The following is a 19256-nucleotide window of genomic DNA, read 5'->3' as shown; positions in this document are numbered from 1 at the left end:
CGCGTCAACCGCTCTGCAAGCTCACGCGTTATTCGACGCAGATGCCGCCCAAAGCTGTCCGGCATTCAGCCTTAAGAGCCTTTGCACGAGCCGTTCTTGCGGTAGACGCAGGCAGTCTGAGCGCTAAGCAGACGCGTCGAAAAATTTGTTCGATGCGGCTGTCAACCGAAAGGTGGATGGCACGTTTACCGACATGACTCTACATATAACCGGGTCATTTGGTTAATTAACTAAAGCTGAGGATTCACAAAATGAACAAACTGATCGCCGCTCTGGTCGCTGGCCTCTTCGCAACGGCAGCATTCGCACAAGCTTCGGCACCGGTGGCAGCTTCGGCAGCTCCGGCAGCAGCTGCTTCGTCGGCAAAGAAGACCACGAAGAAGGCTCACAAGAAGTCGCACAAGAAGGCAGCAGCTGCTGCAGCTGCATCGGCAGCTTCGGAGTAAGTTTGTTGTAAAAACGCAGTCAAGAACTAGCTTCATTGCCGTTCTTACGGCGTTGAAAGGCAGATCACCGAAAGGCGATCTGCCTTTTTGTTTTTGACGTGCTCGCGTAACATTCGCGGGTTAATTTCCAGCAAGGAGTCATGCCGTGCGATTTCCCATGCGCTCGTTGATTGCGCGTTTCGCTGTTGCCGTTGCACTGCCGCTCGCCGCTCTGTCGTTCGTCGCCACGACCGCTGCTCCCGCTCACGCGCAGCAGATGCCGGCCGGCGCGAAACAGCCCAGCGAATTTCCGCGCGCGAAGCTCACCGCGGGCATGTTCGTGATCGACGCCGCCGTCGCCGCGAACGATGCGGATCGCGAGCAAGGTTTGATGTATCGCACGAATCTCGCGCCGAACGAAGGCATGCTGTTCGTCTTCAACGAGAACGCCGTGCATTGCTTCTGGATGAAGAACACGTTGATACCGCTGTCGATCGCATTCATGCGCGCCGACGGCACGGTCACGGACATCGACGAAATGCAGGCCGAGACCACCAACAATCATTGCCCGCGAAACAACGGCGTGTATGCGCTGGAAATGAGCAAAGGCTGGTTCACGTCGAAGGGCATCAAGCCGGGCATGAAGATTCAGGGCCTGCCGGCCGCGCAATAAGCCGGCCGCCTCGACATTCAGATATCACCTGATATCGCCGTTTCCCGGTAAGCCGGCGCCTTTTCGCAGGGCGCCGGCTTTTTTATTGGACGCGCGCCCCCATATCGGAGCCACGCGCGCAGCCGTCGTCAGCCGCCGCCTTGCCTGCCGGCCGTCGCGGACGTTCAGCGCTCAGGGCGGTGGCGAGATTCCTGCAAAAGACGGGCCGACGCGCTATCCTAGTATTCGTAGCACCGCAGCACCCAGGCTCCCCGGGCAGCACAGACTGCCGCCCGGCAAGCGTTTCAGGCGCGCCATTCCAAGGAGGTTCACGTGCCCCGCAAGACTCCCATCGAGCGCTACCGGAATATCGGCATCAGCGCTCACATCGACGCCGGCAAAACCACCACCACCGAACGCATCCTGTTCTACACAGGCGTGACCCACAAGATCGGCGAGGTTCACGACGGTGCGGCAACGATGGACTGGATGGAACAGGAGCAGGAGCGCGGCATCACCATCACGTCGGCGGCCACCACCGCCTTCTGGAAGGGCATGGCCGGCAACTATCCCGAACATCGCATTAACATCATCGACACACCGGGACACGTCGACTTCACGATCGAAGTGGAGCGTTCGATGCGCGTGCTCGACGGCGCGTGCATGGTGTACGACTCGGTCGGCGGCGTGCAGCCGCAATCGGAAACCGTGTGGCGTCAGGCGAACAAGTACAAGGTGCCGCGCATTGCGTTCGTCAACAAGATGGACCGCGTGGGCGCGGACTTTTTCCGCGTGCAGCGTCAGATCGGCGACCGCCTGAAGGGCAATGCCGTGCCGATCCAGATTCCGATCGGCGCCGAAGATCATTTCCAGGGCGTGGTCGATCTGGTCAAGATGAAGGCGATCTACTGGGACGAGGAGAACCAGGGCATCAAGTTCGAATACCGCGACATCCCGGCCGAACTCGCGGATACCGCGAAGGAATGGCACGACAAGATGGTCGAGGCGGCCGCTGAAGCCAACGAAGAACTGCTCGACAAATACCTCGGCGGCGACACGCTGAGCGAAGAGGAAATCAAGTACGGCATTCGCACGCGTTGCATCGCCAACGAGATCGTGCCGATGCTGTGCGGCAGCGCGTTCAAGAACAAGGGCGTGCAGGCCATGCTCGACGCCGTGATCGACTATCTGCCCTCGCCGATCGACGTGCCGGCCATTACCGGTCACGACGAGCACGACAAGGAAATCGAGCGTCATCCGAGCGACACCGATCCGTTCTCGGCACTCGCCTTCAAGATCATGACCGACCCGTTCGTCGGCCAGCTGATTTTCTTCCGCGTCTATTCGGGCGTGGTGAATTCCGGCGACACCGTCTACAACGCGGTGAAAGAGAAGAAAGAGCGTCTCGGCCGGATCCTGCAGATGCACGCCAACGAGCGCAAGGAAATCAAGGAAGTCTACGCAGGCGACATCGCCGCGGCAGTCGGCCTGAAAGAAGCGACCACGGGCGATACATTGTGCGATCCGAACAACGTCATCATCCTGGAGCGCATGATTTTCCCGGAACCGGTGATCTCGCAGGCCGTCGAGCCGAAGACCAAGGTCGACCAGGAAAAGATGGGCATCGCGCTCAATCGCCTCGCGCAGGAAGACCCGTCGTTCCGCGTGCAGACCGATGAAGAATCCGGCCAGACCATCATCTCCGGGATGGGCGAGCTGCACCTGGAAATTCTGGTCGACCGCATGAAGCGCGAATTCGGCGTGGAAGCCACGGTCGGCAAGCCGCAGGTGGCATATCGCGAAACCGTGCGCAACAAGGTCGAGGACGTCGAAGGCAAGTTCGTCAAGCAGTCGGGCGGCCGCGGCCAGTACGGTCACGCGGTGGTCACGCTCGAACCGGCAGCGCAAGGCAAGGGTTATGAATTCGTCGACGCCATCAAGGGCGGCGTGATTCCACGCGAATACATCCCGGCGGTCGACAAAGGCATTCAGGAAACGCTCAAGGCCGGTGTGCTGGCCGGCTATCCGGTGGTCGACGTGAAGGTGACGCTCACCTTCGGTTCGTACCACGATGTCGACTCGAACGAAAACGCGTTCCGCATGGCCGGTTCGATGGCCTTCAAGGAAGCGATGCGCAAGGCGAAGCCGGTCCTGCTCGAACCGATGATGGCCGTGGAAGTGGAAACGCCTGAAGACTTCATGGGCAACGTAATGGGCGATCTCTCCAGCCGCCGTGGGATGGTGCAAGGCATGGAAGACATCGCCGGCGGTGGCGGCAAGCTGGTGCGCGCCGAAGTGCCGCTCGCGGAAATGTTCGGCTACTCGACGTCGCTGCGCTCGGCCACGCAAGGCCGCGCAACCTACACGATGGAGTTCAAGCACTACGCCGAAACGCCGAACAACGTGGCGGAAGCCGTGATCAACGCGAAGCAGAAGTAAGCGTCCCGTTCATCGCAGGCGCAGCATCGAAGCCCGTCCTCTGGACGGGCTTTTTTTATGCCCTCGCCGCTTGCGCATCGCGGGACGACCGCTCGCCACACGCCGCTGCGCGAACGTGCAAGAATGCATAACAGCCACACAGTCCGGCGCCAGCGAGGAGACAGGTCATGAGCCACGATCACGAACATCCGCATTACAGGGACGAACAGCGGGACGAACACCGCGACGACAAGGCCGCCGCGCCGGTCGACTGGCGCGAGAACGGCGTCAAGGTCATCAAGGGCGATCAGCTGGACAGCAACACGGCCCAGACGCCGGGCATGAATCGCGCGGCGGCGATCAACGCGGCGCGCGTCGGCGCCCAGAAAATCTGGGCCGGCACCGTGACGATTCATCCGAATGCGAAGACCGGCGCGCATCATCATGGCGCGCTCGAAAGCGTGATCTACGTGGTGCGCGGACAGGCGCGCATGCGCTGGGGCGAGCATCTGGAATTCACGGCCGAGGCCGGTCCCGGCGACTTCATTTTCGTGCCGCCCTACGTGCCGCACCAGGAGATCAACGCGAGCACCGACGACCCGCTCGAATGCGTGCTGGTACGCAGCGACAACGAAGCCGTCGTGGTGAACCTGAACATCGACGCGGTCGAGCAACCCGAAACCGTGTTCTGGGTCGATCCGATCCACAAGCATCCGCACGATCACTGAAGGCGCGCCGCCCGGCCGGCGACGCGGTAAATGCAACGAGTCTCCGGTGCAGCGTCGGTAAAGATGTCATTGCGGCGCACAGACAGCCGGCAGGCGGCCGGCAAATGCGCGCTACGCCTGCGCCGGCGTTGTCACGACGACACACGCCGGCCGCTTTATCCGCCAAACGTGAAGCCGGCGTTGCGCGAGGCGCGCCGAATGAGCGAGCATCGCTTAAACTGAAGCCGCTTCAGGCAAGCCGCATCAGATCAGCCGCATTGCCCCGAAAAGAAACAGATCGCCTCGTCGCGCGAATCCGGCGCGGCCCTTCAGAACCCGACAGCAGAACGGACTGGACATTCCATCGATGAAGACTCCCGCGGACCGCATCTCCGACCTCGCACTCGACACGGCTCGCCTCACTGCCGACACCTACGGCAATCACGCCATCGACGAATTCTTCGCCGGCCGTATCTCGCGCCGCGAACTGCTGCGCTACGCAAGCGTGATCGGTCTGTCGCTGGTGGGCGGCGGGGTGCTGAACGCGCCCAGGGCGAATGCACAGGCAGCGGCAGCGGGCGCCGGACAAACCATCCGCGTCGCGCATCTGACACCCGCGGGCGCTGTCGATCCGCTCACCGTGACCGACGCGGCGAGTCTCGCGCTGCTCAACCAGACCGGCGAATTCCTGATCGACGACGACGGCGACAAGCTCGTGCTGAAACCCGCCCTCGCCTTGTCCTGGAAGCCGAACGACAAAGGCGACGTGTGGACCTTCAAGCTGCGTCCGAACGTCAAGTTCCACGACGGCCAGCTCTTCACCGCCAAAGACGTGGTCGCCACCTTCGACCGTCTCGCCGACCCGGCCAGCGGCTCGGCGGCACTCTCGGTCCTCAAGGGCGTGCTTTCGAAAGGCGGCGCGAAAGTCGTGGACGATCACACGGTGGCGTTCCATCTCGACGCACCGAACGGCAACTTCCCGTACTACGTTTCCTCGGACAATTACAACGGCGTGATCCTGCCCGCGAACTACGCGGGCGGCTATGAAAAGAGCTTCATCGGCACCGGTCCCTTCAAGCTCGAAAAGTATCAGGCGAAGGTCGGCGCGTCGTTCGTGCGCAATCCCGACTACTGGGGCGAGAAAGCGTTACCGCAACGCGTACAGTTTTCGTTCTACGCCGACGAGCAGGCACAACTGCTCGCGCTGCAAGGCCGCCAGGCGGATGTCATGGGCACCTTCACCGTGCAGGGCGGCGCCAGCATCCTGAACAATCCGGACTACAAGGCAGTCGGCGTGAAGTCGAGCGCGCATCGGCAGATTCACATGCGCAACGACAACCCGCTGTTCAAGGACAAACGCGTGCGCCAGGCGCTGGCCTTGTCGCTCGATCGCGACGTGCTGGTGCGCGGCCTGTTCAAAGGCCGTGCGCAACTCGGCAACGACAGCCCGTTCGCGCCGGTGTTTCCGTCCTCCGATGCCGGTGTGGCGCAACGCCGGATCGACGTCGCCAAGGCAAAGCAGTTGCTCGCACAAGCCGGCGTGCCGAACGGTTTCGACGTGACGCTCACCACCGAGAAGTACATGGAGATTCCCGACCTCGCCGTGGTCGTGCAGAACGCGGCGAAGGCGATCGGCGTGCGGATCAATCTGAAAGTGGAAAGCCAGTCGCTCTATTACGGCGCCGGCACGCCGGGTAAATCGGACTGGCTCGATTCGCCGCTCGGCATTACCGACTACGGTCATCGCGGTGTGCCGAACGTGTTCCTGAATGCGCCGCTCACCAGCAGCGGCACGTGGAACGCCGCGCACTTCAAGAACCCGCAATACGATCAACTGGTGGCGCAATTCGTGGCCGCCGTCGATCTCGGCACACAGAAGAAAATCTCCGGACAGATCCAGACGCTGTTGCTCGACGAAACGCCGGTCATCATTCCGTTCTTCTACGATCAGCTGATCGCCATGCGCAAGGGTGTGAACGGCGTGCGCTTCACGGCGCTCGCGCAGCTCTATTTCGATCGCGCGGTTCTGAGTGCCTGACACGCAGCGCATGAGCGCACGGCGCTTCTTTGGGAGGAGCTTGCCATGTCCACCACGGTAACCCCATCGACACCCACCGTGCCGCGCGGCAACGCGGGACGCGTCGTGCGTTTTCTGGCAACGCGCGTCGGCCTCTCGCTGGTCACGTTATGGCTGCTTTCGGTCATCGTGTTCGCGGGCGGCCAGTTGCTGCCGGGCGATATCGGCCGCGCCGTGCTCGGGCCGCTAGCCGACGCGCGTGCGGTGGCGGCGCTCAATCATCAACTCGGCGCGGACCGTCCGCTGATGACGCAATACGTCGACTGGATCACGCACTTCGTACGCGGCGACATGGGGCTCTCGTATGCCTACCGCGAACCGGTCGGGCCGTTCATTGCCGACGCGCTCGCGCATTCCGCGAAACTCGGTCTGCTGGCGTTCATCGTGGTCGTGCCGCTCGGCATCGCGGGCGGCGTGTGGTCGGCCATGCATGCGGGACGCTGGCTCGATCGCACCATCAGCATTGCCGGTTTGTCGGCGACCGTGGTGCCCGAATTCGTTTCGTCGATCGTGCTGATTCTGGTGTTCGGCGTGTGGCTGCGCTGGCTGCCGATCGAAGCGTCGTATCCGCCCGACGCGGGCGTGCTCGAACAGTTGCAGCATCTGGTTCTGCCCGTGCTGCCGCTCGTGCTGGTGTTCTTCGGCTACATCGCGCGAATGGCGCGGGCCGGCACGGTCGAAGCGCTCGACGCCGACTACACGCGCACCGCCATTCTCAAGGGCTTGCCGCGCCGCGTCGTGATCTTCCGTCACGTGCTGCGCAACGCCTTGCTGCCGACCATCACGGTCGCGGCCACCCAGCTCGGCTACATGATCGGCGGCCTCGTGGTCGTCGAGACGCTGTTCCACTATCAGGGCATCGGCTCGCTGATTTACAACGCGGCCAAAGCCAAAGACTTTCCCATGCTCGAAGCCGGTGTGCTGACCATCGGCGTGGTCTACACGGCGGCCAATCTCGTCGCCGACGCGCTGCACGTTCTGCTCAATCCGCGTCTGCGAGTCAGGAGCGCCGAATGAGCAGCATCGTTCCACCGACCTCGCCCGCTTCTTCGTCGCCTTCCGCGTCGCCGCCTTCCTCGCCCTCGCCCGCCGAACCGCGGTTCGAGCAGCTGCGCGTGCTGCTGCGCTCGCCCACTTTCGTAGTAGGCGCGCTGATCGTGCTGTGGTGGATCGTCTGCGCCATTGCCGGACCCTGGTTCGTGCGACTCGATCCCTACGCGTCCGACCCGCTCAATTCGCTGACGCCGCCGGACGCGACCCACTGGTTCGGCACCGACCAACTCGGACGCGACGTGTTTTCGCGCGTGATCGTCGGCGCGCGCGATATTCTCACCATTGCACCGCTTGCCACCCTGCTCGGCACCGTGGCGGGCACGGCGCTCGGTCTGATCGTCGGTTATTTCGAGGGCTGGGTGGACAACGTGGTCGGCCGCGCGATCGACGCCGTGCTGGCGCTGCCGCTCGTGATCGTCGCACTGCTCGCGCTGGCCGCCGTCGGCGCATCGAACCTCACGGTGATTCTCGTGATCGGTATCACCTTTACGCCGATTACCGCCCGCACCGTACGCGCCGCGGTTTTCGCCGAGCGCCATCTCGACTACGTGGCCGCTGCGCAACTGCGCGGCGAACGCGCGCCGTACATCATGTTCGCGGAAATCCTGCCGAACGTGCTGCCGCCGATCATCGTCGAGGCGACCGTGCGCCTCGGCTACGCGATCTTCGCGGTCGCCACGTTGTCCTTCCTCGGCTTCGGTATCCAGCCGCCGTCGGCCGACTGGGGACTCGCGCTCTCCGAGTCGTACACGTTGATGGCAGGCGGCGCATGGTGGACCGTCGTGTTCGCGGCAGGCGCGATTGCGTCGCTCGTGGTCGGCGTGAATCTGATTGCCGACAGCGTTCAGGGCGCGCTCGACCGATGACCGGCGCACCGCTCTCCTCGTTCCCCGCCTTCGACGTCTCGAAGAGCGACCGCACGGACGCGCTCACGCTCGTCGGCCTCACGGTCACGTACCGGATACGCGGACGCGACCGCGAAGTGCTGCAGGACGTGTCGCTGCGCATCCGGCGCGGCGAGGCGTATGGACTCGTCGGCGAATCGGGTTGCGGCAAATCGACGGTCGCGATGGCTGCACTGCGCTATCTGCCGCGCAACGGCAAGGTCAAGGCGGGCAAGATTCTGATTGCCGGCGAAGACGTGCAGAAGCTCGACGCCGATGCCTTGCGCGAGATGCGGGCCAACACCATCTCGATGGTTTATCAGGACCCTGGCCGCGCGCTGAATCCGTCGCTGACGATCGCGCGGCAAGTGAGCGAGGCATTCGAAGCCGCCGGTGCGTCGCACGACGAAGCGTTGCGACGCACACGCGAGATGCTGGAACGCGTGCGAATCGCCGCGCCCGAGCGCGTGATGGACAGCTACCCGCACCAGCTCTCGGGCGGCATGCAGCAGCGCGTCGTGATCGCCATGGCGCTCGCGTCGAATCCCGCCCTGCTGATTCTCGACGAGCCGACGACCGGGCTCGACGCCACCGTCGAAGCCGAAGTGCTCGATCTGGTCGCGCAGTTGCGCGAAGAACTCGGCACCGCCGTGCTGTTCATCAGCCACAACCTTGCCGTGATCGGACGCATGTGCGAACGGGTCGGCGTGCTGTATGCCGGCAAGCTCGTCGAAGAAGGCGCGACTCAGGACGTGTTCGCGCGGCCGCGTCACCCGTACACCGTGGGACTGCTGCGCTGCCTGCCGACCACCGGACGCAGCAAGGACACCGAACGGCTCGACACGATCGCGGGCAGTCTGCCCTCGCCCGGTTCGGTGACGCAGGGCTGCATCTACGCGGAACGTTGCCGTCTCGCCGACGACCGTTGCCGTCGCGACGCGCCGCCGCCGCATCGTGTGAGCGCCGCGCATGGCGATCAGATGTCGCGCTGTCACTATCACGAACGCGCCATCGAATTGCCGCGTGCGAACCCACACACGCCGCCCGAACTCGCCGCCGACGCACACCACGGCCGCTCCGTGGAACCGGTGCTGCGCGCGTCGAATCTGTCGAAGACTTTCCACGTGTCCGGCGCGCCGCTTCGCGCAGTCGACAACGTCTCGATCGATCTGGCCAGCGGCGAGACGCTCGGGCTGGTCGGCGAATCGGGCAGCGGCAAGACCACGCTCGCGAAGCTGATGCTCGGCCTGCTCACACCCGACGCAGGCAGCGTGCTCGAACTCGACGGCAAACCGCTCGCCGCGCGCGTCACGCGTCGCAACGACGACCAGGTGAAGTCACTGCAGATCGTGTTCCAGAATCCGGATTCGGCGCTCAACCGCGCGCATTCCGTCAAACGGCTGATCGGCCGCGCGCTGTCCCGCCTCACGCCGCTGCGCGGCGCGGCAATCGACCAACGGCTCGCCACGCTGAGCGCTGCCGTGCGTTTGCCGGAGCGTTATCTCGGTTCGCGCACGCGACAGTTGTCGGGCGGCCTCAAGCAACGTGTGGCGATCGCGCGCGCGTTTGCCGGCGAGCCGCGCGTGGTGGTTTGCGACGAGCCCACTTCGGCGCTCGACGTTTCCGTGCAGGCCGCGATCCTCAACCTGCTTGCCGATCTGCAACGTGAACGTGGCGTGAGCTACGTGTTCATCTCGCACGATCTGCATGTGGTGCGCTATCTGTCGGACCGGATCGCGGTGCTGTATCTCGGCAGGCTGCTGGAAACCGGTCCGGCTGCCGCCGTGTTCGAAGGACCGCATCATCCTTATACGGAAGCGTTGCTGTCCTCGGTGCCGACGCTCGATCCGCAGGCATCGCAACACGGCACGGCACGCATCCGCTTGTCCGGCGACCTGCCGAGCGCTGCGTCGCCGCCATCCGGCTGCGTGTTTCATACGCGCTGTCCGCGCAAGCTGGGCGCTATCTGCGAGCAGCAGGACCCGCCCTTCCTCGACGCCGCAAAACCCGAGGACGGTCCTCGCGCGATGCATCGTATCCGCTGCCATATCCCCGTCGACGAATTGCGCGTGCTGCAGGCGGGCACGCGTCGCACCGGCGCGCCTGACGCTTCTTCCCGCGCTTCTTCCAGCAGTGCTCACGGCGGCACCGGCAACGCATCGGCCAACGCCGCACGCGACGAGTAACGGCTAAACGCGCGGTCAATGCGCCGCGCGTTTCACCGCCGAAACGTTTTTGCGCGTTTTTTCGCACTGCGCGTCGCACATGCCGATTGCGTCCCCGTCGCCATAAGGCTTTGCGCCCAGTGGCATGCTTATCGCTAAGTAGTGTTCAGACATTCCGGAGCCATCGGACCGAAGCGCGGCAGACGCGCGACGCTCTCGACGGCGTTGCGCGCGATGCCCGCGCGTCGGAATGGATTCGCTGAGGCGCGAAGTCTGCGCCGGTCAGCGCACCGGCCGGCGAGCCGGAACGACAGCGATAGCGGTGCTTTTGCACACGCATGCGCAAGATAAAACTCGGGGGGCGACGAGGCCCGCGCGCAGACGGGCCCGCCGCCGACGAAACGTCGTGAGAGACGGTAGCGGCGAGGCGCCGGCGTCCCTCCGGGAGAGATGCAATGAGGACCAGAAAATTTGATAAGCACTGCTTCGGGACTTTGCGGTTTGCCGTCATCGTGGCAGGTGTCGCGTTGCTGACGACCGAGCTGGCGTACAGCGCTTCGACCGACGTCATCCCTCGATGGATGGTGCTCGCCGACGCCGCGCTGCCCGCCAGCGCGCCGCACGCTTCGATGCAGCTTGCTCAGGAAGAAGGCTCGGCGGCGGGTGGATCGTCGACGGGCACCGCAGCCGGCGAGACGACCGCCGCCGACGACGCCGCCTCGGTCTTTGCGCCGCATGCGTGCAGCGGTATCGGCGACATTGCATGCGGCCACCGCGGCGGCAGCGGCAGCAACGGTGCAGCGAGTTCGGGCAATAGCGGCGCGGGCAACAGCGGCGGCGGCGCGGGCGCAGCGGGATCGGCGGGATCGGCCGGCGGCAACGGCTCCGGAGCGGGCGCGGGCGCTGGAGGCAAGGGGAATAGCGGCGGTGGTAGCAGCGGAGGAGGCAGCAGTAGCGGTGGTAGCAGTAGCGGCGGTAGCAGCAGCGGTGGTAGCAGCAGCGGCGGTAGCAGCAGTGGCGGTAGCAGCAGCGGCGGTAGCAGCAGTGGCGGTAGCAGCAGTGGTGGCAGCAGCAGCGGTGGTGGCAGCAGCGGTGGTGGCAGCAGCAGTGGTGGTAGCAGCAGTGGTGGCAGCAGCAGCGGCGCAGGCTGCGGATGTGGTGGTTCCAGCGGCGGTCCCGGTGGTGGAAAGGGAGGCGGCCCTGGCGGCGGTAAAGGCGGTGGCTTTGGTGGTGGGTTTGGCGGCGGCTTCGGTGGCGGCTTCGGCGGCGGCTTTGGCGGAGGCTTCGGCGGCGGTCACGGAGGCAAGGGTGGCGGTGGTGGCAACGGTAACGGCGGAGGAAACGGGCACTAGCAGCCGCCCGCTTTTCGGACAGGGGGCCCCCGCGCCCTGCCCGGCTCCGGCCGACCGGGTTTCACTGACGGCCCGTCACCCGCCGGCATCGGCGGTGATGTCTCGATCCCCCGGTCGAGCGTCACCGCCCGAGGCCGGTTCACCTTCGACGCCGCGCGCGCTGTCCCGGCCGGCGCTCCTCGCATCACGCGAAGCTGGAACCAAAACGCCACGTGCGCCTCATATCAATTCAACGTTCGATATGAGGGCCCACAACATGCAACGAAATGTCCCCCGTCAGGCGGCGCGCGCCGCCACCAGCCTGCTGATGGTCGCCGCGCTCTCCCTCGCATCGCTCGCCCAGGCGCAAACGCCTGCTCCGGCTGCCGCGTCGGCCCAGCCTCAAATCATGTCGCAGGCCGCGCCGCCGGTCGATCCCACCTTCTCCGCGTATTCGCTCGCCCAGACCTGCAAGCAGAAGAGCGACAACGTCGCGCAAGGCCAGTGCGTCGGCGCGATTCGCGGCATCATCCACGGTTATCAGTACGGCGTGCTGTTCCTCGGCCAGCGCGCGTCGCTGCCGGCCAACGAAACCCAGCGCGTCTCGCTGTGTCTGCGCAACGTGCAGGTATCGTCGATCGTCGACGAATTCGTGGCCGACGCGGCTCAGGTCAACGAAGTTTCGCTGAAGCACACGCCCGCCGAAGTCGCAGTGCTGGGCTCCGTGCACATGCACCACAGCTGCAGCTAAGCCGGCCGGCGTGCAGTGAGGCGCGCATGGATTGACGTCATGCCAGGCGCCACACCATGCGCGCCACCTTCTTCACGTCACGTCACGTCACCTCGCGGCAAAGCTCGACTCGACGCGCAGTGCGATTCGGCGCCGCCGCGCTCACAGCATTTCGAGCGGCCGCTTGCTGCGCGGCGGCTTGAAATACGCGTCGATCGCGGCCAGTTCATCCGCGTCGAGTTCCAGTTGCGACGCGCGATGGTTGTCGCGCACATGCTCGACGCGGCCCGACTTCGGAATCGCGAACACGCCGGGCTGCCGCAGTACCCATGCGAGTGCGATCTGGAATACGGAGACACCGCGCGCGCTCGCCATATCGTCGAGCGGCGAGCGCTTCGGCAAACGGGCGTGATCGATCGGGCTGTAGGCCATGGTCGGCATGCCGCGCGCCGCCAGCCACGGCAGCAGATCGAATTCAGGACCGCGACGCGCCACGTTGTAGAGGATCTGGTTGGTCGCGCAGGCTTCGCCGCCGGGCGCCGCGACCAGTTCTTCCATATCGTCGGTGTCGAAGTTGCTGACGCCCCAGTGACGGATCTTGCCCGCGTCGCGCAGAGCCTCGAAGGCGCCGACCGTTTCTTCGAGCGGCACCGAACCACGCCAGTGCAGCAGATACAGATCGAGGCGGTCGGTCTTCAGGCGCTTCAGGCTCTGCTCGCAGGCAGCGATCACGCCACGCCGGCTGGCGTTATGCGGATACACCTTGCTGACCAGAAAAACCTGCTCGCGCAAGCCCGCGAGCGCTTCGCCGAGCAAGGTCTCGGTCGCGCCGTCGCCGTACATTTCGGCCGTGTCGATCAGCGTCATGCCGAGTTCCACGCCGCAACGCAACGCGGCAATTTCGGCGGCGCGCCGCGAGGGATGCTCGCCCATTTCCCACGTGCCCTGCCCCAGCTTCGGAATGCGTTCGCCGTTCGGCAAGGACACGGTGGCGATATCGGTCGTCATGCTTTCTCCTCGAAGTGGATGATGGGTCGCCAGCACGATCGATGCCGGTTCATTCACGTCGCATCGAAACGAAATCTGGGGACAAGAAAAGGTCGAATTAAGAACGAGTTTAGCGGCTGCGCGGCCATCGGATCGGCCACCAGGCAAAAGCCCGCTATAACGGAGCGCGCCGATGTCTTAGAATTGCCGCTTGCCCTTCTTGCGTGAGCCCCATGACCTCTGCCTCGGAAGACCGCTGGCGCGATCTGCGCCCGGACCCGGATAACGACACGCCGCTCTACCTGCAACTCGCGCGCAAGCTCGGCAATGCGATTCACGAAAACCGCTGGAACGCGGGCGAGGCGTTGCCCTCCGAACGCGTTCTCTCCGAAGCGCTGGGCGTGTCGCGGATCACATCGCGCAAGGCCATCGCTTTGCTGGTGGAACAGGGCTTGATCCGGCGCACGCAGGGCGCGGGCAGTTTCATCACGCCGCGCTACGAAGATCCGCTTTCGCGCCTGTCGAGCTTCAGCGAAATGCTGCGGCGCCGCGGTTTCACGCCGAGTTCGAAATGGCTGTCGCGTGAAATCTCGCCGGCCAATCGAGACGAAGTCATTCAACTCGGTCTCTCGCCGGCCGCCGCCGTGACCCGCTTGCGACGCTTGCGCCTCGCGGACGGCATCGTGATGGCTGTCGAGAACTCGACGTTTCCCGCGGCGATGATTCCCGATCCGCAGGCAATCGGCGACTCGCTGTACACGTATCTGGAGAATCGCGGCCTGTCGATCGTGCGCGCCTTGCAGCATTTCCGCGCGGTGAACGCGAGCGAGGAAATCGCGCAGCAGATGAGCATCGCGCCCAACGAGGCGCTGCTGCTGATCACGCGCGTGGGCTACACCGCCGACCAGCGCGCGATCGAATTGACCGACACGTATTGCCGCAACGACTACTACGATTTCGTCGCCGAGTTGAGGAAGTAGCGGCGCGCGCGCTGGTTGGGCCCGCTGGTTACTCTCGTTAAACCCAGCGCGCCTCGTGCGCGCCGATTTTCGAAGGCGGCAGCGCAAAGAACGCGGGCGTCTCGGACAGCACCTCGGCAGGCTGCACCGCCGTCACGCGGCCAAATTCGGAATCGACCTCGCTCAGACAGTCCTTGATGTCGTCGATCGACACATCGTCGGCTCGCCAGCCATCCGCCATCGTCCCGAACGACTGCAACCAGCGCCCCGTCTGCGCCAGCGACACCTTCACATGCCAGGAGCCGCCCTCGGTGGCCCGTCGCGCCAGCGCCGCCATCGCGCCGAAAGCCGCAAGGTATCCGGTGGCGTGATCGAGCGCCTGACACGGCAGATGCTTCGGCTCGTCCCATCCGGCGGCCTCGCGCTCGGTATGAGCAATCCCGCTTGCGGACTGCACGAGACTATCGAAACCGCGACGCTGCGCCCACGGTCCCTCATGGCTGTATGCACACACCGAGACATAGACGATCCCCGGCCGCAGTCGCGCCAGTTCGGCCGGTCCGAACCCGTGCGCCGCCAGCGCGCCCGGACGATACGCCTGCAGAAACACATCGGTGTCGCGCGCGAGGCCTTGCAACGTTTCGCGTCCCACGGCATCGCGCAGGTCGACCACGGCGGAGCGTTTGCCGCGGCTGTTATCGATGACGAGCGGCGCGATATTGGGCAGATGCGGCCCGTTGATCATCAGCACGTCGGCGCCGTGCTGCGCGAGCGCCCGTCCGCCTACCGGCCCCGCGATGATGCGCGACAAATCCAGCACGCGCACGCCGCCCAGCGGCCTCGGCGCACCGTCGTCTCGCGCCGCTGACGGCGGCGGCGCTTCCGCCGGTGCGTCGCCGATGCGCTCGATCTCGAACAGCGGCAACGCCGCGATCGCCTTTGCCTGTTCCTGCGCAGCCCACTCTTCGGGCGTACGGATCAGTGCTGCGCATAGACCGGCGTCGGCGAGCGTCTGGTCGAGCGTCGCGCCGTCCCACTGGCGAATGGCGTCGGCCACGGCCGCGCGATCGTTGGCGCAGCCGAGCACGTTCAACACACCCTGGAGATGGTGAGGAAAGTTGGTGTGCAACTGAATCCAGCGCCCGTCGCGTGTGGCGTAAAAGCCCATGACCGGATCGCGCAGCGCGGGCGGCGGCCCGTTGTCGATGCGCAGGTAACGCTCGCTGCGAAACGACGCCAATGCGCGGCGCATCTCCACCTCGACACTCTGCCGACGCCCCGTGCGCAACCGGAAGTATTCGGCCGCTGCGAGTGCGGACGCGGCGATCGTGGCCGACGCCAGCGTGCCGACCGGATAGACCGACGGCAGGCCGGGATCGTGACCGGTCAGCGACACCGATCTGAGCGCGGTCGGGTCGCAACCGGCGAGGGTCCAGATATGTTTCAGGGCGAGTTCGGGAGTCATGGCGTTCACGTCGAAACAGGAAGAAAGTGAACCGAGTCTAGAATCACGCCTTGCATCAATCAATCTTGATTATGATAATCAATATATATTGATTTCTTCTGCTTTTGCCCACTTCCATGCCGACCTCGAAATCCCTCACCGCCAGCGAGGCCGCCGCGACGCTCGGCATCAGCGTGTCCACGTTATATGCGTACGTGAGCCGGGGCATGCTCGGCTCGTCGCCGGATGCGCAAGGCAGGCACCGCGTCTACGACGCCGCCGAAGTGCGCCGGCTCGCCCGGCGCAAGGAAGACGGCAAACGCGCCGGCAAGGTGGCGCAGAAGGTGTTGGACTGGGGCGTGCCGGTGCTGGAATCGTCGATCACGCTAGTTGCCGACGGACGGCTGCTGTATCGCGGACACGACGCCATGGAACTGGCGCGCACGGCGTCGCTGGAAGAGGTGGCCGCATTGCTGTGGGAATGCGACGCAAGGCGTATCGCGGAGGCGCCCGCGCTGCCGCTGGCCGCGGCGCAATGGTCGGCGTGGCTCAAGTTGTGGAGCGACAGCACGCCGCTCGATCGCGCGCTGGTCCTCCTGCCGGCTGCCGCCGCGCAGTTGCCGCGCGTCTGGGCGCTCGGCCGCGACGCGCAACTCGACAACGCCTGTGCGGTGACGCGGCTGCTCGCGGCCGCGCTGATCTCCGCGGCGCCGTCGAACGATCCGTTGCACCGGCAACTCGCTTCCGCATGGCAGGTGCGCAACCGTCAGCAGGCTGCGTTGCTGCGCGCGGCGCTGGTGGCCTGCGCGGATCACGAGCTGAATGCGTCGACGTTCACGGTGCGCTGCATCACGTCGACCGGCACTCATCTGTTCGGCGCGGTAGCGGGCGGTCTGGCCGCGTTGGCGGGACCGCGACACGGCGGCGAAACCGCGCGCATTGCAGCCTTGCTCGACGAAGCCTCACGCGCGCCCGACCTCGATCACTATCTGGCCAACCGCCTTGCGCGGCACGAACACGGGCCCTACGGTCCGGTGCTGTCGGGATTCGGTCATCCGCTCTATCCGGAAGGCGACCCGCGCGCGCGTCTGCTGATGGACATGCTGGCCGACTGTGCGCCGAGCCGCTCGCCGCTCGGCGACGTGCAGGCGCTCGCGCGCGCCGTGCGCGACACCACGGGCGCCGAGCCAACTGTCGACTTCGCGCTGGCGTCGATCGAACGCGTACTGGCTTTGCCGGCCGGCGCCGCCTTCACGCTGTTTGCGGCGGGGCGCGTGGTCGGCTGGATTGCGCACGCCATGGAACAGGCGCGCGACGGCAGACTGATCCGCCCGCGCGCACGCTATATCGGCGACTACGAAGCGGCCGGTAACCACGTTAGTGCGGGCAACGGGCGCGACGCGCCTTGAGACTGCGACGTCGAGCGATGACGTCACACCATTGAGTCATGCCATTAAGCCGCGCCGAGCCAGCGCGGCAGCCAGCTGAACACCGGCAGGCCGCGCGTCGGCCGCGCCACCCGCTGCTCCGAGCCGCTCGCCAGCGCGAAGCGCGCGCCCGACTGACCGGCGCTGACCCAGGCCACGGCACGGCGCGGCAGTTCGATCGACTCGCCGGTTGCGAGCCAATGATCTTCGCTGTCGCCTTCGATGGTCAGCCAGATTTCACCCGAGATCACCTTGAAGATCGACGGACGCGCGACACGCCAGGCCGCGGCAGGCTCGCCATGTTCCAATTCGAAAATACGGACTTCACGCATCGCTGTTCTCCTTCAAAGAACTTTCCCTGTTGATCTCATTATTGGCGTGTGATCATCGAAGTCCCATGCACAGTTCCGAACAGTTCCATCGGAACTGTTCAGTCGAAAAACCGGACAGTTGGCGACCGTCGTATTGGGGCGTGCAAATCTCGCACTGGAGAAACAGCGCTGCAGCAGGTGTCCGGTGAAGGAAAGCACCGTATGAAACTGGAAATGCAACTCGATCGGGACAACGGCGTGCCGCTCACCGAGCAGATCGTGGCCGGCGTGACGGGCTGGATTCGCACGCGTATTGCGCACCCCGGCTCGAAGCTGCCGTCGATCCGTCAGTTCGCCGCCGATTACGGCGTTAGCCGCTTCCCCGTGATCGAAGCCTACGACCGGCTGGTCTCGCTCGGTTACGTGGACTCGCGGCACGGCTCGGGCTTCTACGTGGCCGACCGTCAGCCGACCGGCACGCACTCGAACGGCACGTCCGATCCGCGCCGCGCCGAGGGTGAGTCCGACCATCTGCTCCAGCAGTTCAACCATCCCGGTGAAACGCTCAAGCTCGGCAGCGGCTTCATTCCGGAGCCCTGGCGCGACACCGACAGCATCGCGCAGGCGATCCGCCACGTGTCGCGCACCGATCCCGCGAGCATGGTCGACTACGCCACGCCGCTCGGCAATCTGACCTTGCGTGAGCACTTGCAGGCGCGCATCGGCCAGTTGGGCATTCAGGCCGACCCTTCGCAGATCCTCATCACCAACGGTGCGAGCCAGGCGTTCGATCTGCTCCTGCGCTACATGCTCAAGGCAGGCGACACGATCTTCGTGGAAGATCCCGGCTACTACAACCTGAACGGCCTGCTGAAGCTGCACGGCGTGAATCTGATCGGCATTCCACGCACCCGCACCGGCCCCGACCTCGACGTCATGCAGGCGCAGTTGAAGTTGCATCGGCCGAAGCTACTGTTCATCAATACCGTTTTCCATAACCCGACCGGCACGACGGTCGCGCCGCAGATTGCGTTCCGGCTGCTGCAACTGGCGCGCGAACACAACTTCTCGATCATCGAGGACGACATCTACGCGGACTTTCAGACGGATATCACCGACCGCCTCGCCACGCTCGACCAGCTCGAACACGTGATTTACGTGGGCGGCTTGTCGAAGACGCTGTCCTCGTCGCTGCGGATTGGCTGCGTGGTGGCGAGCCACGCGATCATCAAGGATCTGGTGGACATCAAGATGCTGACGAGCATCGGCGGCTCGCGCTTTGCCGAGGCGGTGGCCGTGTCCTTGCTCGAACGCGGCGCTTACCGCAAGTATCTCGAACGGCTGCGCCGCCGCATGCGCGACGCGCTGGGCTCGACCATTCAGACGCTCGAAGATGCTGGCTGGGAATTGTTCGAGAAATCGGTTGGCGGCAAGTTCGTCTGGGCGCGCGTGCCGCATGTCGACAACGCCGAGAGGCTGGTGGAATGTGGCGCGCCACTCGGCGTCACGGTCGTGCCGGGCAGCTATTTCCGGCCGAACATGGAAGTCAGTCCGTATATCAGGATTCACACGGCGTTCGGCAACGATCCACGCGCGCTAGCCTTTTTCCATGCGGCCGCGGCGCTGCCGGGTTGAGCCCGACCCACTGCGCCGCCGCCTGCTTTTCCATAGAATAGCGACTCCTCA

Annotated in this window: 16 protein-coding genes; 13 read left to right on the top strand and 3 right to left on the bottom strand. The window is 64.9% G+C overall.

Going from position 1 to position 19256, the window contains the following annotated elements; all coding sequences use genetic code 11:
* The first annotated feature begins 251 nt into the window (after positions 1–251).
* The 10 genes from P3T18_RS28380 (at position 252) to P3T18_RS28335 (ending at position 12463) form a co-directional block, all read left to right on the top strand.
* Positions 252–446 carry a hypothetical protein gene (locus P3T18_RS28380; RefSeq protein ID WP_408206563.1) on the top strand — a complete coding sequence of 65 codons (195 nt, stop codon included), beginning with the start codon at positions 252–254 and terminating at the stop codon, positions 444–446.
* 145 nt (positions 447–591) lie between these two features.
* Complete coding sequence (locus P3T18_RS28375; RefSeq protein ID WP_429303275.1) at positions 592–1098, top strand: DUF192 domain-containing protein; 507 nt, start codon at positions 592–594, stop codon at positions 1096–1098.
* Positions 1099–1410: 312 nt separating this feature from the next.
* Positions 1411–3516, top strand: coding sequence for an elongation factor G (gene fusA, locus P3T18_RS28370; protein WP_429303274.1), 2106 nt, complete (start codon positions 1411–1413; stop codon positions 3514–3516).
* A gap of 167 nt (positions 3517–3683) precedes the next feature.
* Positions 3684–4223 (top strand): cupin domain-containing protein, encoded by a 540-nt coding sequence (locus P3T18_RS28365; RefSeq protein ID WP_429303273.1) that lies wholly within the window; start codon positions 3684–3686, stop codon positions 4221–4223.
* A gap of 346 nt (positions 4224–4569) precedes the next feature.
* The gene (locus tag P3T18_RS28360) at positions 4570–6240 is read left to right on the top strand and encodes an ABC transporter substrate-binding protein (RefSeq protein ID WP_429303272.1); all 1671 of its coding nucleotides are present in this window, start codon (positions 4570–4572) and stop codon (positions 6238–6240) included.
* 45 nt (positions 6241–6285) lie between these two features.
* Entirely contained in the window at positions 6286–7296 is a 1011-nt protein-coding gene (locus P3T18_RS28355) for an ABC transporter permease (RefSeq protein ID WP_429303271.1), read from the top strand.
* Positions 7293–8198, top strand: coding sequence for an ABC transporter permease (locus P3T18_RS28350; RefSeq protein WP_429303270.1), 906 nt, complete (start codon positions 7293–7295; stop codon positions 8196–8198). Before P3T18_RS28355 ends, P3T18_RS28350 begins: the two co-directional genes overlap by 4 nt.
* Positions 8195–10402 carry an ABC transporter ATP-binding protein gene (locus P3T18_RS28345; RefSeq protein ID WP_429303269.1) on the top strand — a complete coding sequence of 736 codons (2208 nt, stop codon included), beginning with the start codon at positions 8195–8197 and terminating at the stop codon, positions 10400–10402. Before P3T18_RS28350 ends, P3T18_RS28345 begins: the two co-directional genes overlap by 4 nt.
* A gap of 434 nt (positions 10403–10836) precedes the next feature.
* Positions 10837–11733: a hypothetical protein gene (locus tag P3T18_RS28340; RefSeq protein WP_429303268.1), complete on the top strand. Its 897-nt coding sequence runs from the start codon at positions 10837–10839 to the stop codon at positions 11731–11733.
* Between the two features lie 256 nt (positions 11734–11989).
* Positions 11990–12463, top strand: coding sequence for a hypothetical protein (locus tag P3T18_RS28335; RefSeq protein ID WP_429303267.1), 474 nt, complete (start codon positions 11990–11992; stop codon positions 12461–12463).
* A gap of 141 nt (positions 12464–12604) precedes the next feature.
* Here the strand turns inward: P3T18_RS28335 and P3T18_RS28330 are convergent, their stop codons facing one another.
* A complete protein-coding gene (locus P3T18_RS28330; RefSeq protein WP_429303266.1) occupies positions 12605–13450 on the bottom strand; it encodes an aldo/keto reductase in 846 nt (281 codons plus the stop codon).
* 212 nt (positions 13451–13662) lie between these two features.
* On the opposite strand from P3T18_RS28330, the gene P3T18_RS28325 reads away from it, so the two are divergent.
* Positions 13663–14409, top strand: a complete 747-nt coding sequence (locus P3T18_RS28325; RefSeq protein ID WP_429303265.1) for a GntR family transcriptional regulator — start codon at positions 13663–13665, stop codon at positions 14407–14409.
* A gap of 37 nt (positions 14410–14446) precedes the next feature.
* Here the strand turns inward: P3T18_RS28325 and P3T18_RS28320 are convergent, their stop codons facing one another.
* Positions 14447–15853, bottom strand: coding sequence for a CoA transferase (locus tag P3T18_RS28320; RefSeq protein ID WP_429303264.1), 1407 nt, complete (start codon positions 15851–15853; stop codon positions 14447–14449).
* Positions 15854–15969: 116 nt separating this feature from the next.
* On the opposite strand from P3T18_RS28320, the gene P3T18_RS28315 reads away from it, so the two are divergent.
* Positions 15970–17241, top strand: coding sequence for a citrate/2-methylcitrate synthase (locus tag P3T18_RS28315; protein WP_429303263.1), 1272 nt, complete (start codon positions 15970–15972; stop codon positions 17239–17241).
* A gap of 44 nt (positions 17242–17285) precedes the next feature.
* On the opposite strand, the gene P3T18_RS28310 is transcribed toward P3T18_RS28315, so the two are convergent.
* Complete coding sequence (locus P3T18_RS28310; RefSeq protein WP_429303262.1) at positions 17286–17591, bottom strand: DUF2917 domain-containing protein; 306 nt, start codon at positions 17589–17591, stop codon at positions 17286–17288.
* A gap of 201 nt (positions 17592–17792) precedes the next feature.
* Here P3T18_RS28310 and P3T18_RS28305 point away from each other — a divergent pair, with 201 nt between their 5' ends.
* Positions 17793–19205 carry a PLP-dependent aminotransferase family protein gene (locus tag P3T18_RS28305; RefSeq protein ID WP_429303261.1) on the top strand — a complete coding sequence of 471 codons (1413 nt, stop codon included), beginning with the start codon at positions 17793–17795 and terminating at the stop codon, positions 19203–19205.
* Positions 19206–19256 lie beyond the last annotated feature (51 nt).

Source organism: Paraburkholderia sp. GAS199, from assembly GCF_050436585.1.
Lineage (GTDB): Bacteria > Pseudomonadota > Gammaproteobacteria > Burkholderiales > Burkholderiaceae > Paraburkholderia.
The sequence above is the reverse complement of the archived record's forward strand: the minus strand, read 5'-3'. Positions and strand labels throughout refer to the sequence as shown.

Excerpts from the sequence above, each read along its gene's own strand:
- P3T18_RS28305 (WP_429303261.1), top strand. The coding sequence starts at position 17,793 with ATGAAACTGGAAATGCAACTCGATCGGGACAACGGCGTGCCGCTCACC.
- P3T18_RS28325 (WP_429303265.1), top strand. The coding sequence starts at position 13,663 with ATGACCTCTGCCTCGGAAGACCGCTGGCGCGATCTGCGCCCGGACCCG.
- P3T18_RS28335 (WP_429303267.1), top strand. The coding sequence starts at position 11,990 with ATGCAACGAAATGTCCCCCGTCAGGCGGCGCGCGCCGCCACCAGCCTG.
- P3T18_RS28360 (WP_429303272.1), top strand. The coding sequence starts at position 4,570 with ATGAAGACTCCCGCGGACCGCATCTCCGACCTCGCACTCGACACGGCT.
- P3T18_RS28330 (WP_429303266.1), bottom strand. The coding sequence starts at position 13,450 with ATGACGACCGATATCGCCACCGTGTCCTTGCCGAACGGCGAACGCATT.
- P3T18_RS28365 (WP_429303273.1), top strand. The coding sequence starts at position 3,684 with ATGAGCCACGATCACGAACATCCGCATTACAGGGACGAACAGCGGGAC.
- P3T18_RS28310 (WP_429303262.1), bottom strand. The coding sequence starts at position 17,591 with ATGCGTGAAGTCCGTATTTTCGAATTGGAACATGGCGAGCCTGCCGCG.
- P3T18_RS28380 (WP_408206563.1), top strand. The coding sequence starts at position 252 with ATGAACAAACTGATCGCCGCTCTGGTCGCTGGCCTCTTCGCAACGGCA.
- P3T18_RS28355 (WP_429303271.1), top strand. The coding sequence starts at position 6,286 with ATGTCCACCACGGTAACCCCATCGACACCCACCGTGCCGCGCGGCAAC.
- P3T18_RS28320 (WP_429303264.1), bottom strand. The coding sequence starts at position 15,853 with ATGACTCCCGAACTCGCCCTGAAACATATCTGGACCCTCGCCGGTTGC.
- P3T18_RS28345 (WP_429303269.1), top strand. The coding sequence starts at position 8,195 with ATGACCGGCGCACCGCTCTCCTCGTTCCCCGCCTTCGACGTCTCGAAG.
- P3T18_RS28340 (WP_429303268.1), top strand. The coding sequence starts at position 10,837 with ATGAGGACCAGAAAATTTGATAAGCACTGCTTCGGGACTTTGCGGTTT.
- P3T18_RS28315 (WP_429303263.1), top strand. The coding sequence starts at position 15,970 with ATGCCGACCTCGAAATCCCTCACCGCCAGCGAGGCCGCCGCGACGCTC.
- P3T18_RS28350 (WP_429303270.1), top strand. The coding sequence starts at position 7,293 with ATGAGCAGCATCGTTCCACCGACCTCGCCCGCTTCTTCGTCGCCTTCC.